This window comes from Tatumella sp. JGM130 (genome assembly GCF_018257525.1).
Taxonomy (GTDB): Bacteria; Pseudomonadota; Gammaproteobacteria; order Enterobacterales; family Enterobacteriaceae; genus Tatumella; species Tatumella punctata.
Window position 1 is genome coordinate 1 of record NZ_JAERJS010000031.1, and the last position, 17087, is coordinate 17087.

Here is a 17087-nt window from a genome sequence, read left to right on the forward strand (position 1 = left end):
CACAGCCTGTTGTATGGCCGCAGGCCACCCGCAGGGCGTGCTGCAACGCAGCACGTATATCCCTCCCTCACCGCCATTATTTATTAAGAGAGCCTGAACGAAAGTTCAGGCTTTTTTATCGCTTTCAGCGAGCACCGGCCCGGGAGGGTGAGAGCCCTCGCAGGGTTCGACAACACAGCCTGTTGTATGGCCGCAGGGCATGCTGGCAGTAGAAGGATCAGGTTCAAAAGCAAAGCCGGACCAGCTCGGCTTCACTCAGGCCGGTTGTGGTAATGATAATGTCTCGGGTAACACCATTACGCAGCATATTACGGGCAATTTTCAGGGTCGCTTCGCGTTCACCTTTCTCAATACCTTTCTCAATACCTTTCTCAATACCTTTCTGTTCAAGCTGTTGTGCGATAGTCATCAGTGGATCTCCGTATTGAGGCACCCGTTGTGCCAGTTCACGTACTAAGACTTCGGCATCTGATGTTTCACCTGCCTGTAAAATATAGTGTATCAGCCATATCACCCGTGATGAAGACAGGTCTCCGGCCAGTAAGATGGGGGCCAGCCGGTCTACCAGTTCAGCCAGATCGCGCTGCTGAATATGTTTTTGCAACAGAGTCAGAGCAGCCAGACTGCGGTGCCCCGCGATTTCCTCATCGGGGATAATACTGACATCGACCAGCGGAAAAGCACGATTATAAATTTTGCCAGCCAGTTCAGGATCGTCAAACTCATCAAACCAGTGGGTAGAATATGGATATGGACTGCGATTACCTGTATAGAACAGTACCGGTATCACTAGCGATAATTTCTTATAACCAGCGTCCAGATGGCGCTGCATGGCAGCAACCCCATAGCGGAGCAGACGAAATGCCATATGTTTATCAGGAGCTGACTGATGTTCGACCAGTATATAAATGTATCCGTCAGAGGAAGACATTTTCAGGCTATAGAGCACATCGCTGAAATATTGTCGCAAGTCATCTTCAATAAAAGAACCGGACTCCAGTTTCAGTGTACGAAGATCGCAGAGAGCAAGCAAATCAGCCGGCAGGTGGAGTTCTATAAAATCGCGGGCAATATCAGGCTGTGTCATAAACTGACGGAATGTCGCATCGTGAGGTGTCGGGGTATGAGCCTTCTTTATCATGGCACTTGCTCTGAAAAATGACCTGTACATGCTATCACAGTGGTGAAAACGCAGATATTAGCAGCCGGAGGGATGACGATTATTTACACCATGGTGCGTATTACATTAATAAAATCAGTGAGTTATTTAAGAATGGCGAGACAGCGATAAATAAAGTATTTTAGCTTTTCCATCAGCGATTGGATCCGGGCTTTCTTCTGGTTGATTTTTCTGCGTAAATTAAAGGTATCATCCGTAAAATTCGATAAGACATTTACGGAAAGGACAACAGGATAAGAGCAGCTCTGCCGTCCTCGGTTTTATCACGCTATAGCGTACTGCTCATCAGTGACTTTCTCCATCCATTCAACAACGCTACCGTTTTCAGCCTCGGCAATCGCAATATGCGTCATACTGTTTTGCGGGCTGGCCCCATGCCAGTGTTTAACACCCGCCGGAATCCATACAATATCTCCGGGACGGAGTTTTTGCAGCGGCCGCTCCCACTCACAGACAAAACCAGTACCAGCAGTGATAATCAGTGTCTGTCCCAAAGGATGAGTATGCCATGCAGTACGGGCTGACGGTTCAAAGGTAACAGTCGCTCCGCTCACCGTCGCTGGCCCGGAGCCACAGAATGGGGCATCAATACGAACGGTTCCGGTAAAATATTCATCAGGGCCTTTCGCTGACGGCTTATCGCCGCTTTGTAATACGGTAATCATAATATTCTCCTGATCAGAAAGTCTGCGTAGACCAGTCTATCGCTCCGGCGGAATACTGATAAGAGAGTCAATTCAGAATAGGCATGTGAGCAGAATTCAATAATAGGCAGTTTACCCGCAACTGAACGGTGGCTGACTGAAGGAAGGTTAACCGGAACAAATACCATCACCCCGCCAGGTTAATAACCTGTCGGGGAAATAACTATTAATTAGCAGGGAAATCAGTTAAATGTCATACCACCATCGATAATTAATGCCTGCCCGGTCATATAGTCCGAGTCAGAGCCGGCAAGATAGGACACACAAGCTGCAACATCTTCTGGTTCAGAAATACGGCCCAAAGTAACATTTTTCGCCCACTGTTCCAGCCCCCATTCCAGTGACTGACCATTCTCTTCAGCCACTTTTTTGGCGATACCTTCCATCATCGGCGTACGAACAATACCGGGGCAATAAGCATTTACTGTTACACCAAATTTAGCCAAATCTTTTGCCGCCGTCTGGGTGATACCGCGCACCGCGAACTTAGTAGCACCATACACAGCAAGATCAGGATTACCGACCTGACCCGCCTGCGAAGATGCATTAATGATTTTACCAATCACATCCCCGGTTTTTGCGGGCGTTCTTTTCCTGAAATGTTTCAGCGCTGCCTGGGTACCCCAGTAGACACCACCGACATTCACGTCAAAGACTTTATGATATATTTCAGGTGTGATGTCTTCAATCGGTGTGGTCGGACCCAGTCCGGCATTATTTACGATCACATCAAGACGGCCGAATTTCTCAGCGACCTTATCAACCGCAGCAAAAACCTGTTCGCGATTAGCTACATCCACTACCACAGCAAGTGCTTCTCCGCCTGCACGGGTAATCAGATCAACAGTTTCACGGGCAGATTCTCCGTTAAAGTCCAGACTGCCGATACTGAAACCATCTCTGGCCAGTCGCAGTGCCACCGCCCTGCCAATACCCTGACCTGCACCTGTGACCACTGCAACTTTTTTTTCTGCACTCATGGTTATTTCCTTTTGAAATCACATAAATTTATCTGTTGTATAAACGATGATAATTACCGGCGTATGAACTTGTTGTGATAATCCTAAGGTACCCCCCTGAGAGCAGATTAGAGTGATCCAGATCAAACTTTTAAATTATTTGTCAGGCTGGTTAATGATTAATAGCATTAATTACTTAATTACCCGCCTTACAAAAATCTGTTACTACAAAGAGTTATCCAGCTCCTGCCACCTGGCTGATAATGTCTTTCTCTGTATCATTATTGCCAGTGTCCGCCGGCAAACCTCCCCCCTGTAGAGTTACCTCTTGCGGTATTCCATCAGCCCTAATAGTACCGGGCAAAACACCCGGGATTATTAATAATAAATATTGAACAAAAGAGGGTGTTTTACTGTTTGTTTCGCCACGCCTGTAACCAGTGTTGATAATGCAGCGGCCAGCGGACAGTGGGTGTACCTGGCCTGCCCATTGCAAAACCATGGCCGCCGCTGGAATAACGGAACAGTTCAACAGGGACGTGATTACGCTGACAGGCAGCCTGCATAATTAAGGTATTTTGCGGGTCGGAGACAGGATCATCCGAGGCCTGAACCAGCAAAAAAGGCGGTGATTGCGGGGTGACAAAAGTCGGCACTGATAATTGCGCTTGCTGGCGGGGTGTTGCCTCGCGACCGGCCAGCACGTTATAGGTTGATGTATGATTGTAAGGTGACTGCAAGGTGATCACCGGGTAAATCAATGCGGCCCGGTCAGCCCTTGCTGGCAGGCTGTCAATACTGTCTTGTGGCGGATAGCCGTCAAAATGACTGCGTGTTGCAGCCATTCCCATCAGATGGCCTCCGGCCGAGAAACCCAGTACACTGACATGTTCCTCCCGTGCCCTGATTATCCTTAAGGCACGCTGTGCATCCTGTAATGCCACCAGGTTACCATCATTCCAGCCTTCAGCCGGCAGACGATAGCTCAATATGTAAGCCGTAAATCCCCGTTGATTTAGCCACCGGGCCGCGGGTAACGCTTCCTTTGCTGTTTCAATTCGTTTATATCCGCCACCGGCGGCAACCAATACCCCATAACCCTCAGTCCGTGGCGGTGTATAAACAGTCAGCAAGGGGCGGACGATATTGCTTTGTGCACCACTGCGCGATACCCGGAGTCCCCCGTCAGGGCCCCCGCCTCCCGGTGGTGTTCCCGGCCACAATGGAATAATCTGTGCAGGGCGATTCCCGGCCGACAAACTACCGCGGGCCCGGCTGAGCAGTAGTCCGCCTGCCACACATTCCAAAAAACGACGACGGTCCATAACCACTCCGTTTGATCAACGCTGCGGTTATCACAGCATAACAATGCGCAGGAAATGTGAATAAAGTATCCGCAGATATTTCAGCATGATGGTTATTCGGACAGCATAACAGACAGATCCGGAACAGATGCAGGCACCGGTTCCGCTGTATCGCCCGGTGATCCCGGAGACAGCAAAACATGACCTGAAACAGGGCGAACGGCCTGCTGTTTGTTATTGCGATCGGTTCAGGAGTTATCGCCGGAATGTCATTTTTCTGTTATCTGAAAGAGCCAGGAACACAGCGTTTTCGACAGAGAAAAACATCCCTGAGCGGCAGGGTAACTTCTCCCGCGGGCCCGGCTTGCTGCCGGGCACCACGGGCCGGGGTTTATGATAGTTATCCACCGGCAAATATCATCATTGACTCCGGCCCGTTTTACCTGCCCGTGATTGTTCAATACCCGAGATGGCAATTAACTGATTATTGGCTGTTTCCAGAGCATGGAGTAACGGATCTATCCATAACACCGCCTGACAGTAAGTTAACTGTCCGGGGGTAATGGCGCGACTACCGGCTGTAGCAGTGCTGCCGGCAGCAGTGTACATTCCGCGGGTTCGTAAGCTTTGTGCGTAACGGTACAACCGCTGAGCAATATCATCAGGCACAGGCTGGTTACAACTTTGCCGGTTACGCAGAATTTTCCGATATTCATTAAGTTTTTCCTCTGTCTGTTCCCTGCTGCGGGTATTTGCCGCCAGTACCTGTTGCGAGAGTCTGTTGGTCTGTAGCCATTGTTGCTGCTGGTGAGTAATGATCGCAGCCTGCTGTTGTTGCTGTTGTTCCGCCTGCTGCTGTGCCACCAGCGCAGTTTTGTAGCGCCAGCTGACAACCCCGGTCAGGATCAGGCTGCTCAGCCAAATCAGCATAGCGAGAGTAATAAGCAGGGATTTTATGTTCATCCGTGACTCCCGCTAAATACCTGTAATGCCATTGTGAATCTGGCCTGACGATCAGCAAGCCCGGTACTGCCACCATTAATGATCTGCGTTACTTTGCGGATATTCCCCGGATATGCCAGGCAACCATGGGTTTTGTAGAACCAGGCCGCTGAACGGGCGGCCGGTTCCGGTTGCACCAGCATTTCAGGATAACTCAGCAACTGCAGGTTCAGGCCGCCGGCACAATCACTATAGTTACCGCGGCCAGTGATCTGGATCAGTCCTCGTCCGCGATAAACCCAGCCTTCGGTTGCCGACTGGTTACCCAGCCTGTTACCGTAGATTAATTCCGCAATCTGTTGCTGTTGGGCTGGCTGTTCAGCACTGCGTCCCAGTAATACCGCCTGCTGACCGGTGATGTATTGTGGAAATAATTCGGCTAAGGCATGGCAGGTATAGTTAAAATTTTCGGTGAGTACGCTAAAACCGGCAGATTCGTGGCCGGTCTGAGCAATAAACATTGCCTGATCTTCCGGCTGTTCAATCGAAAACTCTGACATCGCTCTGGTCAGCGGGCCCAGCCAGACCATGGCCAGTGTTTCACTGATCCCTGCGGCTTGCATAAGTTGTTGCTGTTGCATCATAGATGATGATCCCTGAATTTCAGAAACCCGCCATTGCGGGCAGTTAATGTGGATCATCAGCCTAGGTATTTACCCGGTCAGCGACCAGCAACGCCGGTTGTGCCAATAGCCAGCCAGCAAAAACTCAGCAGCAGCACCGATTATTATACGCGGGTACCCTGCGACAGGTGTTTTCAGGGATATAGCCGCTCCGGAGACACCGTTATTACTTCAGAAAATCAAATTGCCCGGGGACGGATAAATTTCCGGATACTGCCAGCCGGACAGAAGAAATATCTGCCCTGCCCGCAAACAGGAAAATTATTGATACAGGCCGAACGATCCGCTATCAGTCACAGGTAAGCAGCCTGCCCCCCGCTCTTATTCACGTTAAACGACCTGTAAAAAGAACAGGCCACAGCTGTCAGGCTGTGGCCTCAGGTAAATAACCGTTAAAAGGCTGAAGGAAAGGTGTATCAGGGCCGGTTTATCACTCAGTCATAGGCCTGCAAAGTACGCTGGCACAGTTCTGAACGGACACAATCCTGTTTATCAAAATGTACCAGACCGACCAGCTGGTCATCCGTAAAACGCTGTAAGGCATCTGCCAGCCCGGAAGTCACCCCCGACGGCAAATCACACTGGGTAATATCCCCGTTAACAATCACAGTCACATTTTCGCCTAATCGCGTAAGGAACATTTTCATCTGCGCGGCAGTAACGTTTTGTGCTTCATCAAGAATGACAAATGCATTTTCGAAGGTCCGCCCGCGCATATAAGCAAAGGGGGCTATTTCGACTTTCCCAATTTCGGGGCGCAGGCAGTATTGCATAAATGAGGCACCGAGACGTTTTACCAGCACGTCATATACCGGACGAAAATAAGGCGCAAACTTCTCAGCAATATCGCCGGGCAGAAAACCAAGATCTTCATCAGCCTGCAATACCGGGCGGGTCACGATAATACGTTCAACATCTTTACCGGATAATGCTTCCGCAGCTTTTGCAGCGCTGATCCAGGTTTTACCACAACCGGCTTCGCCGGTGGCAAAAATAAGTTGTTTATTTTCGATGGCAGCCAGATAGCGCGCCTGCGCATCATTACGGGCTGCGATGACTGAGCGATCGCGGGAGTCACGCGCCATACCAATAGAGTCCATACCCCCCATTTGTACCAGCGAAGTCACCGATTCTTCCTCGCGCTGCCGGTGGCTACGTGAGTCATTACGGATCACCCGGCGCGCTTCACGACGCGCTTTAATCACTGCTTTCTGTCTTCCCATGTTGGCACCTTACAGTTGGTTTCATTTTCCGTGTCTGAAAACAGACGCGTATACGTGAACGCTTTAGAGGTTAACAGGCTTCCTTTTAAGCCATAAACGGCCATAGAAATCAGCGCATCGCTCGAATGAACGTGCACCAGTAAAAGAGACATGCAGTAATGAGAATAAGGGAGAAGCTGCTAATAAGTGTTGATTACAGCCAGTACCTGTGCCGGGCGACACAAGTGAAATGTTTCTGAAGTCATACCAGCAGTCACAATTCATCCATACTCTCCGGAGAAACTATCGACACCATCACTTACAGGGAATAATTTGTACCTGACAGGCAGTGAAATGCAACACTATTTTTACTAATTCGATAAAAAATAATCAGAAATCCGAGTAAATTAATAAAATAACAAATAAAAAACAAAGTGTTATTTTATTTCTTTCCGGCGGGAATAATGATCAGAATAGTCCCCTGACGCCGGTGATATGATATATAAATCAGTCCTGAGGCCAGCAACTGATTTATATTACCGTCATAAAAAAGGTTAATTTTCGAGCAGTGACTGGGCCAGATAATGCTGATTATCGGCAACGCCGGGTAAGGCAAAAAAATATCCGCCGCCAAATGGCCGGATATATTCTTCAAGAGGTTCACCATTCAGCCGTTGCTGTACACTGATAAAAGATTTTTCCAAATCCCGTTGATAACAGACAAACAGCAGCCCCATATCCAGTTGTCCCGATGCCAGTACTTCGCCGGAATAACTATAACCACGGCGTAATAGCAACCGTTGCTCACTGCCGGCATCACGTGGATTCGCCAGCCGCATATGTGCATCCAATGGGATAATCTGCCCTTGTGGATCCTGACTGTAGTCGGGTACATCATGTTCATGCTGCATACCCAGCGGTGCACCATTGGTTTTATTACGCCCGAAAATCGTTTCCTGCTCATGCAACGGTGTCCGATCCCACATTTCAACATGGAAACGAATCAGCCTGACGGCCTGATAACTGCCGCCGGTTGCCCACTCAGGTTCTCCCGAAGCGGGAGCAACCCACAACACCCGTTCAATCAGTTCAGGGTCTGAAGTCTGTGGATTGGCTGTGCCATCTTTAAAACCCAGCAAGTTTACCGGCGTTTCTTTACCACGACTGGCGGCAGCATGGGCAGAAATAAAACCTTCATACCTCCAGCGAACGGCCAGTAAATCCGGCATATATTTGATGATGTCACGGGCCGCATGGATCACCGTATCCCGGCCATTAGCACAGATCTGCAACAGTAAATCACCGTGACAATAGGCAGCATCCAGCGAATCATTCGGAAAACGGGTCATGATTTGCAGTTTACGTGGTTTACGGGCCTGTAACCCATAACGACTGTCAAATAATGATGCTCCCACCGAGACAGTAATAGTGAGGTTATCCGGCAGGATATCCGCCCCAAGGATCCCTGAGTCCATTGGTGGCAATAACGGATTTTCTTGTGCCGGAGCCGGTCCGCCAGTGGTCAGAAATGCGATACGCTCAGTGAGCAATCTGAACATCCGTTGTAAATCTGCGGTATTCTCTGCCAGCACATCAAATGCCAGTAACATCATCGACGCCTGTTGTGGCGTGATAATACCGGCCTGATGTGGCCCGTAGAACGGCTCAAGCCCGTAACGTTGATCCTGTGGAACACAAGGATCTTGTTCCGCGGTACTGGCCTGCGACTGAAACGGACAGCCCCCGCTGACTGCGGCAGCACCGCCAAGCAGGCCCAGTTTTTTTAACCACCGCCGCCGCGATGGTTCGGTGGTCTGAGGTTTACAGGTCATGTTTAATCGAGGCCCAGCGTGCCGCGCAGTTGTGATAAGTCTTCAGCCAGTGTAGTGACCGGCCCTTTCAGCGCATTACGGTCTGCTATAGTCAGCTTGTCATAAGACTGGTAACCGTCACCCTCGGTATATTTGTCGAGAATAGAATCAACTTTAGTAAAGTTCGCGGTGATCTTAGCCAGTAATGCAGGGTTCTGTTTTTCAAGCAAGGGGTGCAACAGGGAAACGATTTTTTGTGCACCGTCAAGATTAGCACGGAAATCTGAAAGATCGGTCCGGCTGTAGCGGTCTTCTTCACCGGAAATTTTCCCTGATGCGATCTCCTCCATTAAACCGGCAGCACCGCCCACCATTTTGGCAGGCGGGAAAGCCAGTTGGTTAATACGCTGCTGCAGTTCCAGGGTATCCTGATACAACTGGTCTGCATAATGTCCCATACCCGCCACCGAATTATCGGCAAATAATGCCTTCTCAAGCCGGTGAAAACCCGTGAATGCAGGATCTTCTGCTTTTTTCTCGTAATCGTCTTCGCGGGCATCAATCCGTCCATCAAGATCAGAAAACAGCTCTGCGATAGGTTCAATACGTTCATAATGGCGGCGGACCGGCGCAAACAGCGCCCTGGCACGGACAATATCACCGGCGTTAATAGCATCAGTGAATTGTTTAGTCCCTGCCACCAGCTGAGTCACTTCCGCAACAACATAGGCCTTGTAGGCGGTTACCGGGCCTTGCAGTGCCAGTAAATGGTTCTGCTGCCGGGTTTCACCCTGCTGACCACTGGCCTTGACTGTCAGTTTCCCCTTAGGGTTACTCAACAGGCCACAGGTCATTTCATATTCTCCGGCGTCGAGGGTTGCCGTCAGTTTCTGGCTGAATCCGGGGGCAATGTTTTCACGCTCTTCAACCACCAGCACGCCTTTAAGTATTTCCCATTCCAGCCCTTTCTGACTGTTATTCTTAATAATAAACTGTGTCTTACCGGCATTGACGGTTAATGCCATAGGCTCACACCTGGTGTCCGTTACCGTCACAGTCACCTGAGGAGTACCGGCTGCATTGGCCAGCCCTGAAACCGCCAGCATCGCGGTGAGTAATGCATGACGACGGAAAACTGTTTTCATGTCTGAATCCCTGTTTATATGGTTTAAAATAGCAGTACCCGGATATCAGCTGGCCGGCCGGCTGACAGTGACTACCGGACCCGCGCTGCGGAAAAACAGCAGTAATGCGGGAATCAGATAAAGGCACCAGACAGCCACTTCACTGACTGTCGGGGCCTCCTGATATCCGAGAATACCTTCCAGTAAGGTACCCGCCACTGAATGGGTCGATAAAATATCACTAAGGTCAAAAGCTACAGACTGGTAACCGTTCCAGATACCCGCCTCATGAAAAGCGCGGACGGCACCGGCAGCCAGGCCCGCGGCAACAAATAAAATGAATAAACTGGTCCAGCGGAAAAAACCGGCAAGATTAAGGGTAATCCCCCCACGATACAGCAGTATGCCGAGGAAAATGGCGGTCACCAGCCCGAGCACTGCACCTGCCGGTGGTGCATATCCCACATCCTGAGTGAATGCCGCCAGCAGGAAAAACACCGATTCCAGTCCTTCACGTGCCACTGCCAGAAACACCATAAATACCAGAGCCAGTCCTCCGCCACTGCTGCGTTGTAAAGCATGTTCGATAGCATCTGTCAGCCCGGTTTTTATATGACGGGCGACCCGCTGCATCCAGAACACCATCCAGGTAAGCACTACGACCGCAACCATCGCCACAATAGCTTCAAATAATTCCTGCTGTTTCTGCGGGAACTCTCCGGTAGTCAGGTTGATGAAAATGCCCAGTCCGAGGCAGAGTACAGCAGCCATTCCGACGCCGGACCACATCGCCGGAAACCATCGGCTACGGCCGGTTCGCTGCAGATAACTGGCAATCAGACTGACAATTAATGCGGCCTCAAGGCCTTCACGGAGCATTATCAGGAAAGGAACAAACATAACTGACCTTATACCGAAACGTCAGCATCGGTAAAATAGTGTAAATAATTACGATTATTATTCTCATTTATAAAAACGCAAGTTCTGTCAGTAAACATTTCCCGTCAGGCGAATAAAATCGAAAAAAAACCGCCCCATCGACGATGGAACGGTTTTTTGCTCAGTGGTTATCTTAGCGGTTATCAGTCACTCAGAAATGCCTGGCGGGCCTTGTCAAAGCGCTGTAATGCTTGCGGGGACGGACGTGGTCCGATTGAGCTGAAAATAACAATCGCCAGTAATCCGGCAATAAAGCCAGGAATAATCTCGTATAACCCGAATAACGCAAACTGTTTCCAGACAATTACCGTGACTGCACCGGCAATCATTCCGGCCAATGCCCCGTTACGCGTCATCTGTTTCCAGCAAACACTTAGCAATACTACCGGACCGAAAGCCGCACCAAAACCTGCCCAGGCGTAACTGACCAGCCCCAGGACTTTGTTATCCGGATCACGGGCCAGCAGTATTGCGATAATCGCCACCAGCAACACCATCAGCCTCCCTACCCAGACCCGCTCCTGTTGTCCGGCATGTTTGCGTAAAAACGCTTTATAAAAATCTTCGGTCAGGGCACTGGAACAGACCAGCAACTGGCAGCTCAGGGTGGACATTACCGCCGCCAGAATCGCCGACAGTAAGACTCCGGCAATCCACGGGTTGAACAGAATTTTAGCCAGTTCAATAAATATCCGCTCGCCGTTCTGATTTACCGCTGTAGCCAGCGCAGGATTATTATCAAAATAAGCGATGCCAAAGAAACCTACCGCCACGGCACCGGCCAGACAAAGGACCATCCAGGTCATACCAATCCGCCTTGCGGCATGCATTGAACGGTGCGAATCTGCCGCCATAAAACGTGCCAGGATATGTGGCTGACCAAAGTAACCCAGTCCCCAGCCAAGCAGCGAAACAATCGCAATAAAATCCATACGGTTAAACAGATTGGTAAAACCGGAGCCGTGTGCTTCAATCACTGCCAGCGCATCAGGGATACCACCGACCGCAAATATCACAATTACCGGCGTCAGAATCAGGGCGAAAATCATCAGGCCGGCCTGTACCGTATCTGTCCAGCTAACGGCCAGAAACCCTCCGAGGAAGGTATAGATAATAGTAGCTGTCGCTCCGGCACAGAGGGCTGTTTCATAGCTCATTCCGAAAGTGCTTTCAAATAGCCGTGCACCGGCCACAATGCCTGAGGCGCAGTAAATAGTGAAAAATACCAGGATAATGACCGCAGAAATCACACGTAATAATTTACTGTTATCTTCAAAGCGGCTGGAAAAATAGTCCGGCAGAGTCAGGGCATTATTGTGATACTCCGTATGCACCCGTAAACGACCGGCAATAATTTTCCAGTTAAACCAGGCGCCGATCAGCAGACCGATAGCTATCCAGCTTTCTGAAATACCCGCCAGAAAAATAGCACCAGGCAACCCCATCAGCAGCCAGCCACTCATATCCGATGCACCTGCAGATAATGCAGTGACCAGGCTGCCCATTTTACGGCCACCGAGAATATAATCGTCAAAGTTTTTGGTAGAACGCCAGGCGAAGAAGCCGATCAGCAGCATGCCAAAAATATAAATAATAAATGTCACCACTAACGGGGTACTGATTGTCATGTTTGTCTCCATTTTTCTTTTATTATCAGGCACAATTAGCGTAAATAGCACGACAAAATAGTCACTCCTCCGGCTTTACGCATAGAAACTGCACATATCGTGTATTTTTTCACTCCCCCTGCCCGCTTGTAACAATGAAGTAACATGTTGTTCACCCTGGTGCACTCCTTTTTTCTCCGTAATCCGCGCCTGATCAATTTTTTTGATTTTGCAACTTTATGCAACCCTGATTTTAATAGATAAATAGCTATTCTTTACGGGAGGGTAACTATGCACCCCGCCTTGTATCACCACAATAAATACCCGGTGATATGATACTTTTTATATTCATAAGTTTTTCATAGTTGCAACAGGTTGCAACATCGGTGATATTGAGGTGCAACCTATAATAATTAACCGCAAACGGAGACTCACATGGCAACCACCACCACAATGGGTGTAAAGCTCGACGAACAGACAAGGGAGCGGTTAAAGTCAGCCGCACTAAAAATAGACCGGACACCTCACTGGTTAATTCGCCAGGCGGTGTTTAACCTGCTGGAGGCCATTGAATCCGGTCACAGCCCTTATATTTCTGAACAGCTTTCTGCCGGTTATGATCCGGACATTGTGGCCGCCAGAGAAGAACCGGTGCAGCCGTTTCTCGATTTTGCGGAACAGGTGTTACCACAGTCAGTGACCCGTTCGGCGATTACCGCCGCCTGGCGACGTCCGGAAACGGATAGTGTGCCAATGATCCTTGAGCAGGCGAGGTTAAACCCGGTACAGTCGGAAAAAACCCGCCAGCTGGCACACCAGCTGGCCGAAAACTTACGCCAGCAGAAAGTAAGCAGCGGGCGCTCAGGTATGGTACAGAGCCTGCTGCAGGAGTTTTCCCTTTCTTCTCAGGAGGGGGTTGCTCTGATGTGTCTGGCAGAAGCATTGTTACGTATTCCGGATAAGCCCACCCGCGATGCCCTGATCCGTGACAAAATCAGTCATGGCAACTGGCAGTCACATCTTGGCCGTAGCTCTTCACTGTTTGTCAATGCCGCCACCTGGGGACTGCTGGTCACCGGTAAGCTGGTTGCTACCCATAATGAGGCCAGCTTGTCACGTTCCCTGAACCGGATTATCGGTAAGAGCGGTGAGCCGGTGGTACGCAAAGGTGTTGATATGGCGATGCGTCTGATGGGTGAGCAATTTGTGACCGGAGAGACCATCGCTGAAGCACTGGCTAATGCCCGTAAACTGGAAGATAAGGGTTTCCGTTACTCTTACGATATGCTGGGCGAAGCCGCACTGACCCGTAAAGATGCCGCAGCTTACCTGGTCTCTTACCAGCAGGCAATCCATGCTATTGGTAAAGCCTCTAATGGCCGCGGTATTTATGAAGGTCCGGGGATCTCGATTAAACTTTCCGCTCTGCATCCCCGCTATCAACGGGCGCAATATGACAGGGTAATGAATGAACTCTATCCGGTGCTGAAATCACTGACGCTGCTGGCCCGCGAATACGATATCGGTATTAATATTGATGCCGAAGAGGCAGACAGGCTGGAACTGTCACTCGACCTGTTGGAAAAACTGTGTTTTGAGCCGGAACTGGAGGGCTGGAATGGCATTGGTTTTGTTATTCAGGCTTACCAGAAACGCTGCCCGTTTGTTATTGACTGGCTGACGGAGCTGGCACAACGCAGCCATCGCCGCCTGATGATCCGCCTGGTTAAGGGGGCTTACTGGGACAGCGAAATCAAGCGGGCGCAGACTGAAGGCCTTGAAGGTTACCCGGTTTATACCCGTAAAGTTTATACCGATGTCTCTTATCTGGCCTGCGCCCGCAAATTATTGTCGGTCCCTAACCTGATTTATCCCCAGTTTGCTACCCACAACGCCCAGAGCCTGGCGGCTATCTATCAGCTGGCCGGTAATAACTATTACCCGGGTCAGTACGAATTCCAGTGCCTGCATGGTATGGGAGAACCATTATATGAGCAGGTAGTCGGTCCGGTCGCCGAAGGAAAACTGAGCCGTCCATGCCGAATCTATGCCCCGGTCGGCACCCACGAAACATTACTGGCCTATCTGGTCCGGCGGTTACTGGAGAACGGAGCTAACACCTCCTTCGTTAACCGTATTGCCGATAAATCCCTGTCACTGGACGATTTAATCATCGACCCGGTGCTGGCAACCGAACAAACCGGTCTGGAAGAAGGCACGGTCGGTCTGCCACACCCTAAAATTCCGTTACCCCGTGAGCTCTATGGCACGGAACGGCAGAATTCAGCGGGCCTGGACCTGGCTAACGAGCACCGCCTTGCTTCTTTATCCAGCGCGTTACTGAACAGTGCTGCACAACTGTGGCAGGCTGAACCCCTGATTGATGCGCCCTTATCCGCGGATAATCAGCGTCCTGATCCGCAACCGGTGATCAATCCGGCAGCACAACAGGATACGGTCGGTATGGTACGAAAATCGACACCACAGGAGGTCAGCGCCGCCCTGCAAGCCAGTACTCAGGCCTGCAGCATCTGGTTCGCGACTCCTCCGCAGGAACGTGCCAGTATTCTGGATAACGCTGCGATGATCATGGAGGACCAGACACAGACCCTGATGGGGATTCTGGTTCGTGAAGCCGGCAAAACATTCCAGAATGCGATAGCAGAAATCCGCGAAGCCGTCGATTTCCTGCGTTACTACGCCAATACCGTCCGTACCGACTTCGATAACGACACCCACCGTCCCCTTGGCCCGGTCGCCTGTATCAGTCCGTGGAACTTTCCGCTGGCAATTTTTACCGGTCAGATTGCCGCCGCGCTGGCTGCCGGTAATGCCGTTCTGGCAAAACCGGCCGATCAGACCCCGCTGATAGCAATGAAAGCCGTACAAATTATGCACGACGCGGGTGTGCCGCGCGGTGTATTACAATTTCTGCCAGGCTCAGGGAAAACGGTCGGTGCACAACTGGTTGCCGATCCGGCCATCCGCGGAGTGATTTTTACCGGCTCCACCGCCGTTGCGGCGCTGTTGCAGCAGAATATTGCCGGACGAATGACCCCGTCAGGTCAGCCGGTTCCGCTGATCGCCGAGACCGGCGGAATTAACGCTATGATCGTTGACTCCTCAGCCCTGACTGAACAGGTGGTGACTGATGTCGTGGCCTCGGCCTTTGACAGTGCAGGACAACGCTGTTCCGCCCTGCGCCTGTTATGTCTGCAAGACGATATCGCAGACCATACTCTGGAGATGCTGCGCGGCGCGATGGCCGAATACCGCACCGGTAATCCGGAATACCTGGCGACAGATATCGGTCCGGTGATTGACCGGCAGGCACAACAAATGATTGAACAGCATATATCATCAATGGCACAGCAGGGCTTTAATGTCAGTCGTCTTACCCATCCGGATAGCGGTAAAACGACCCCGTTGCAGAATGGCCATTTCGTGGTCCCTGCCCTGATCGAAATTAACAGCCCACAGGATCTGCAACAGGAAATTTTCGGGCCGGTACTGCATGTGGTACGTTACGCCCGCAACCAGCTGCCACAACTGGTTGAGGACATTAACAGTACAGGTTACGGGCTTACCTTTGGTGTGCATACCCGGATTGATGAAACTATCAACCAGGTCACCCGTGATATCTGCTCCGGTAACCTGTATGTCAACCGGAATATGGTCGGCGCGGTTGTCGGTGTTCAGCCATTTGGCGGTGAAGGTCTGTCGGGAACAGGGCCAAAAGCCGGCGGGCCATTATATCTGTACCGGCTGCTCTCTTCACGGCCGGATAATGGTATATCAGTGACACTGTCACATTTATCGTCCCCCCTGACCAGCCAGATACCGTCTGCACCGTTTACGGCGCTGAATGATTATGCCACGGGGCAGAAAAATACACTGTTACAACAACAGTGTCGTCATTTTGCAGATAACAACCACAGTAATACCGTCCGGCTGTTAAACGGCCCGACGGGCGAGCGTAACAGTTATGCCCTGTTGCCTCGTCAACGGGTATTCTGTGTTGCTGACAATCAGGCTGATGCCCTGTGCCAGTTAGCTGCAGTGATCTGTACCGGATGTCGTGTATTGTGGCAGGAGAGCGACAATAACCGACAGTGGCTGAGTGAGCTGCCTAAGGCAGTCCGGCAGCAGATCGACCTCAGCCCGGAGGCCATCGGGGAGGATTACGATGCTGTTATTTTCCACGGCGATGCTGATCAACTGAGCCTGCTGTGCGAAAAGACAGCACAGCGTGATGGTGCTATCGTCCCGGTACAGGGTTTTTCCCGCGGAGAGACCGGTATTTTTACCGAACGATTGTTACTCGAGCGTACAGTCAGTATCAATACAGCCGCCGCCGGGGGGAATGCCAGCCTGATGACCATCGGCTGATACTTATCCTCAGCGGGGATTTCAATAACCGCTCACGGCGATGCAACTGCATCGCCGTTTTCATCTCTGGCTCACACCTGTCCGGTAAAGATGACGTTATCTGAGGCCAGTTGAACAACATTGAGGCCGGATGCGCTTCCCCCGACCTGAATTTCACACCATAGTATCGTTAACTCTGCAAGTCTCTCTGTTATCCGCCCTTTCGCGGAACAATCTCGCCGGGGAAAATCATTACAGATCAAT

Annotated in this window: 12 protein-coding genes; 1 reads left to right on the plus strand and 11 read right to left on the minus strand. The window is 50.7% G+C overall.

Features of this window, described 5'->3' with window-relative positions; genetic code table 11:
* Positions 1 to 223: 223 nt before the first annotated feature.
* From JK211_RS13325 to putP, 11 genes are all read right to left on the minus strand, one after another.
* Positions 224 to 1141, minus strand: coding sequence for an Rpn family recombination-promoting nuclease/putative transposase (locus tag JK211_RS13325; RefSeq protein WP_212709160.1), 918 nt, complete (start codon positions 1139 to 1141; stop codon positions 224 to 226).
* Between the two features lie 302 nt (positions 1142 to 1443).
* On the minus strand, positions 1444 to 1845 hold the full coding sequence (locus JK211_RS13330) for a cupin domain-containing protein (RefSeq protein WP_249213058.1): 402 nt from the start codon (positions 1843 to 1845) through the stop codon (positions 1444 to 1446).
* A 221-nt stretch (positions 1846 to 2066) separates the two neighbouring features.
* Positions 2067 to 2864 (minus strand): (S)-acetoin forming diacetyl reductase, encoded by a 798-nt coding sequence (locus JK211_RS13335; protein ID WP_212709161.1) that lies wholly within the window; start codon positions 2862 to 2864, stop codon positions 2067 to 2069.
* Between the two features lie 389 nt (positions 2865 to 3253).
* On the minus strand, positions 3254 to 4168 hold the full coding sequence (locus JK211_RS13340; RefSeq protein ID WP_212709162.1) for an alpha/beta hydrolase: 915 nt from the start codon (positions 4166 to 4168) through the stop codon (positions 3254 to 3256).
* 399 nt (positions 4169 to 4567) lie between these two features.
* Positions 4568 to 5110 (minus strand): hypothetical protein, encoded by a 543-nt coding sequence (locus JK211_RS13345; RefSeq protein WP_212709163.1) that lies wholly within the window; start codon positions 5108 to 5110, stop codon positions 4568 to 4570.
* A complete protein-coding gene (locus JK211_RS13350) occupies positions 5107 to 5730 on the minus strand; it encodes a glycoside hydrolase family 19 protein (RefSeq protein WP_212709189.1) in 624 nt (207 codons plus the stop codon). Before JK211_RS13350 ends, JK211_RS13345 begins: the two co-directional genes overlap by 4 nt.
* Before the next feature lie 476 nt (positions 5731 to 6206).
* The gene (gene phoH, locus JK211_RS13355; RefSeq protein WP_212709164.1) at positions 6207 to 6995 is read right to left on the minus strand and encodes a phosphate starvation-inducible protein PhoH; all 789 of its coding nucleotides are present in this window, start codon (positions 6993 to 6995) and stop codon (positions 6207 to 6209) included.
* Positions 6996 to 7528: 533 nt separating this feature from the next.
* Complete coding sequence (efeB, locus tag JK211_RS13360) at positions 7529 to 8806, minus strand: iron uptake transporter deferrochelatase/peroxidase subunit (RefSeq protein WP_212709165.1); 1278 nt, start codon at positions 8804 to 8806, stop codon at positions 7529 to 7531.
* A 2-nt stretch (positions 8807 to 8808) separates the two neighbouring features.
* On the minus strand, positions 8809 to 9930 hold the full coding sequence (gene efeO, locus JK211_RS13365; RefSeq protein WP_212709166.1) for an iron uptake system protein EfeO: 1122 nt from the start codon (positions 9928 to 9930) through the stop codon (positions 8809 to 8811).
* Between the two features lie 45 nt (positions 9931 to 9975).
* Positions 9976 to 10809 carry an iron uptake transporter permease EfeU gene (efeU, locus tag JK211_RS13370; RefSeq protein ID WP_212709167.1) on the minus strand — a complete coding sequence of 278 codons (834 nt, stop codon included), beginning with the start codon at positions 10807 to 10809 and terminating at the stop codon, positions 9976 to 9978.
* 182 nt (positions 10810 to 10991) lie between these two features.
* Positions 10992 to 12476: a sodium/proline symporter PutP gene (gene putP / locus JK211_RS13375; RefSeq protein ID WP_212709168.1), complete on the minus strand. Its 1485-nt coding sequence runs from the start codon at positions 12474 to 12476 to the stop codon at positions 10992 to 10994.
* A gap of 414 nt (positions 12477 to 12890) precedes the next feature.
* Here putP and putA point away from each other — a divergent pair, with 414 nt between their 5' ends.
* Positions 12891 to 16844: a trifunctional transcriptional regulator/proline dehydrogenase/L-glutamate gamma-semialdehyde dehydrogenase gene (gene putA / locus JK211_RS13380; protein WP_249213805.1), complete on the plus strand. Its 3954-nt coding sequence runs from the start codon at positions 12891 to 12893 to the stop codon at positions 16842 to 16844.
* Positions 16845 to 17087: the final 243 nt, after the last annotated feature.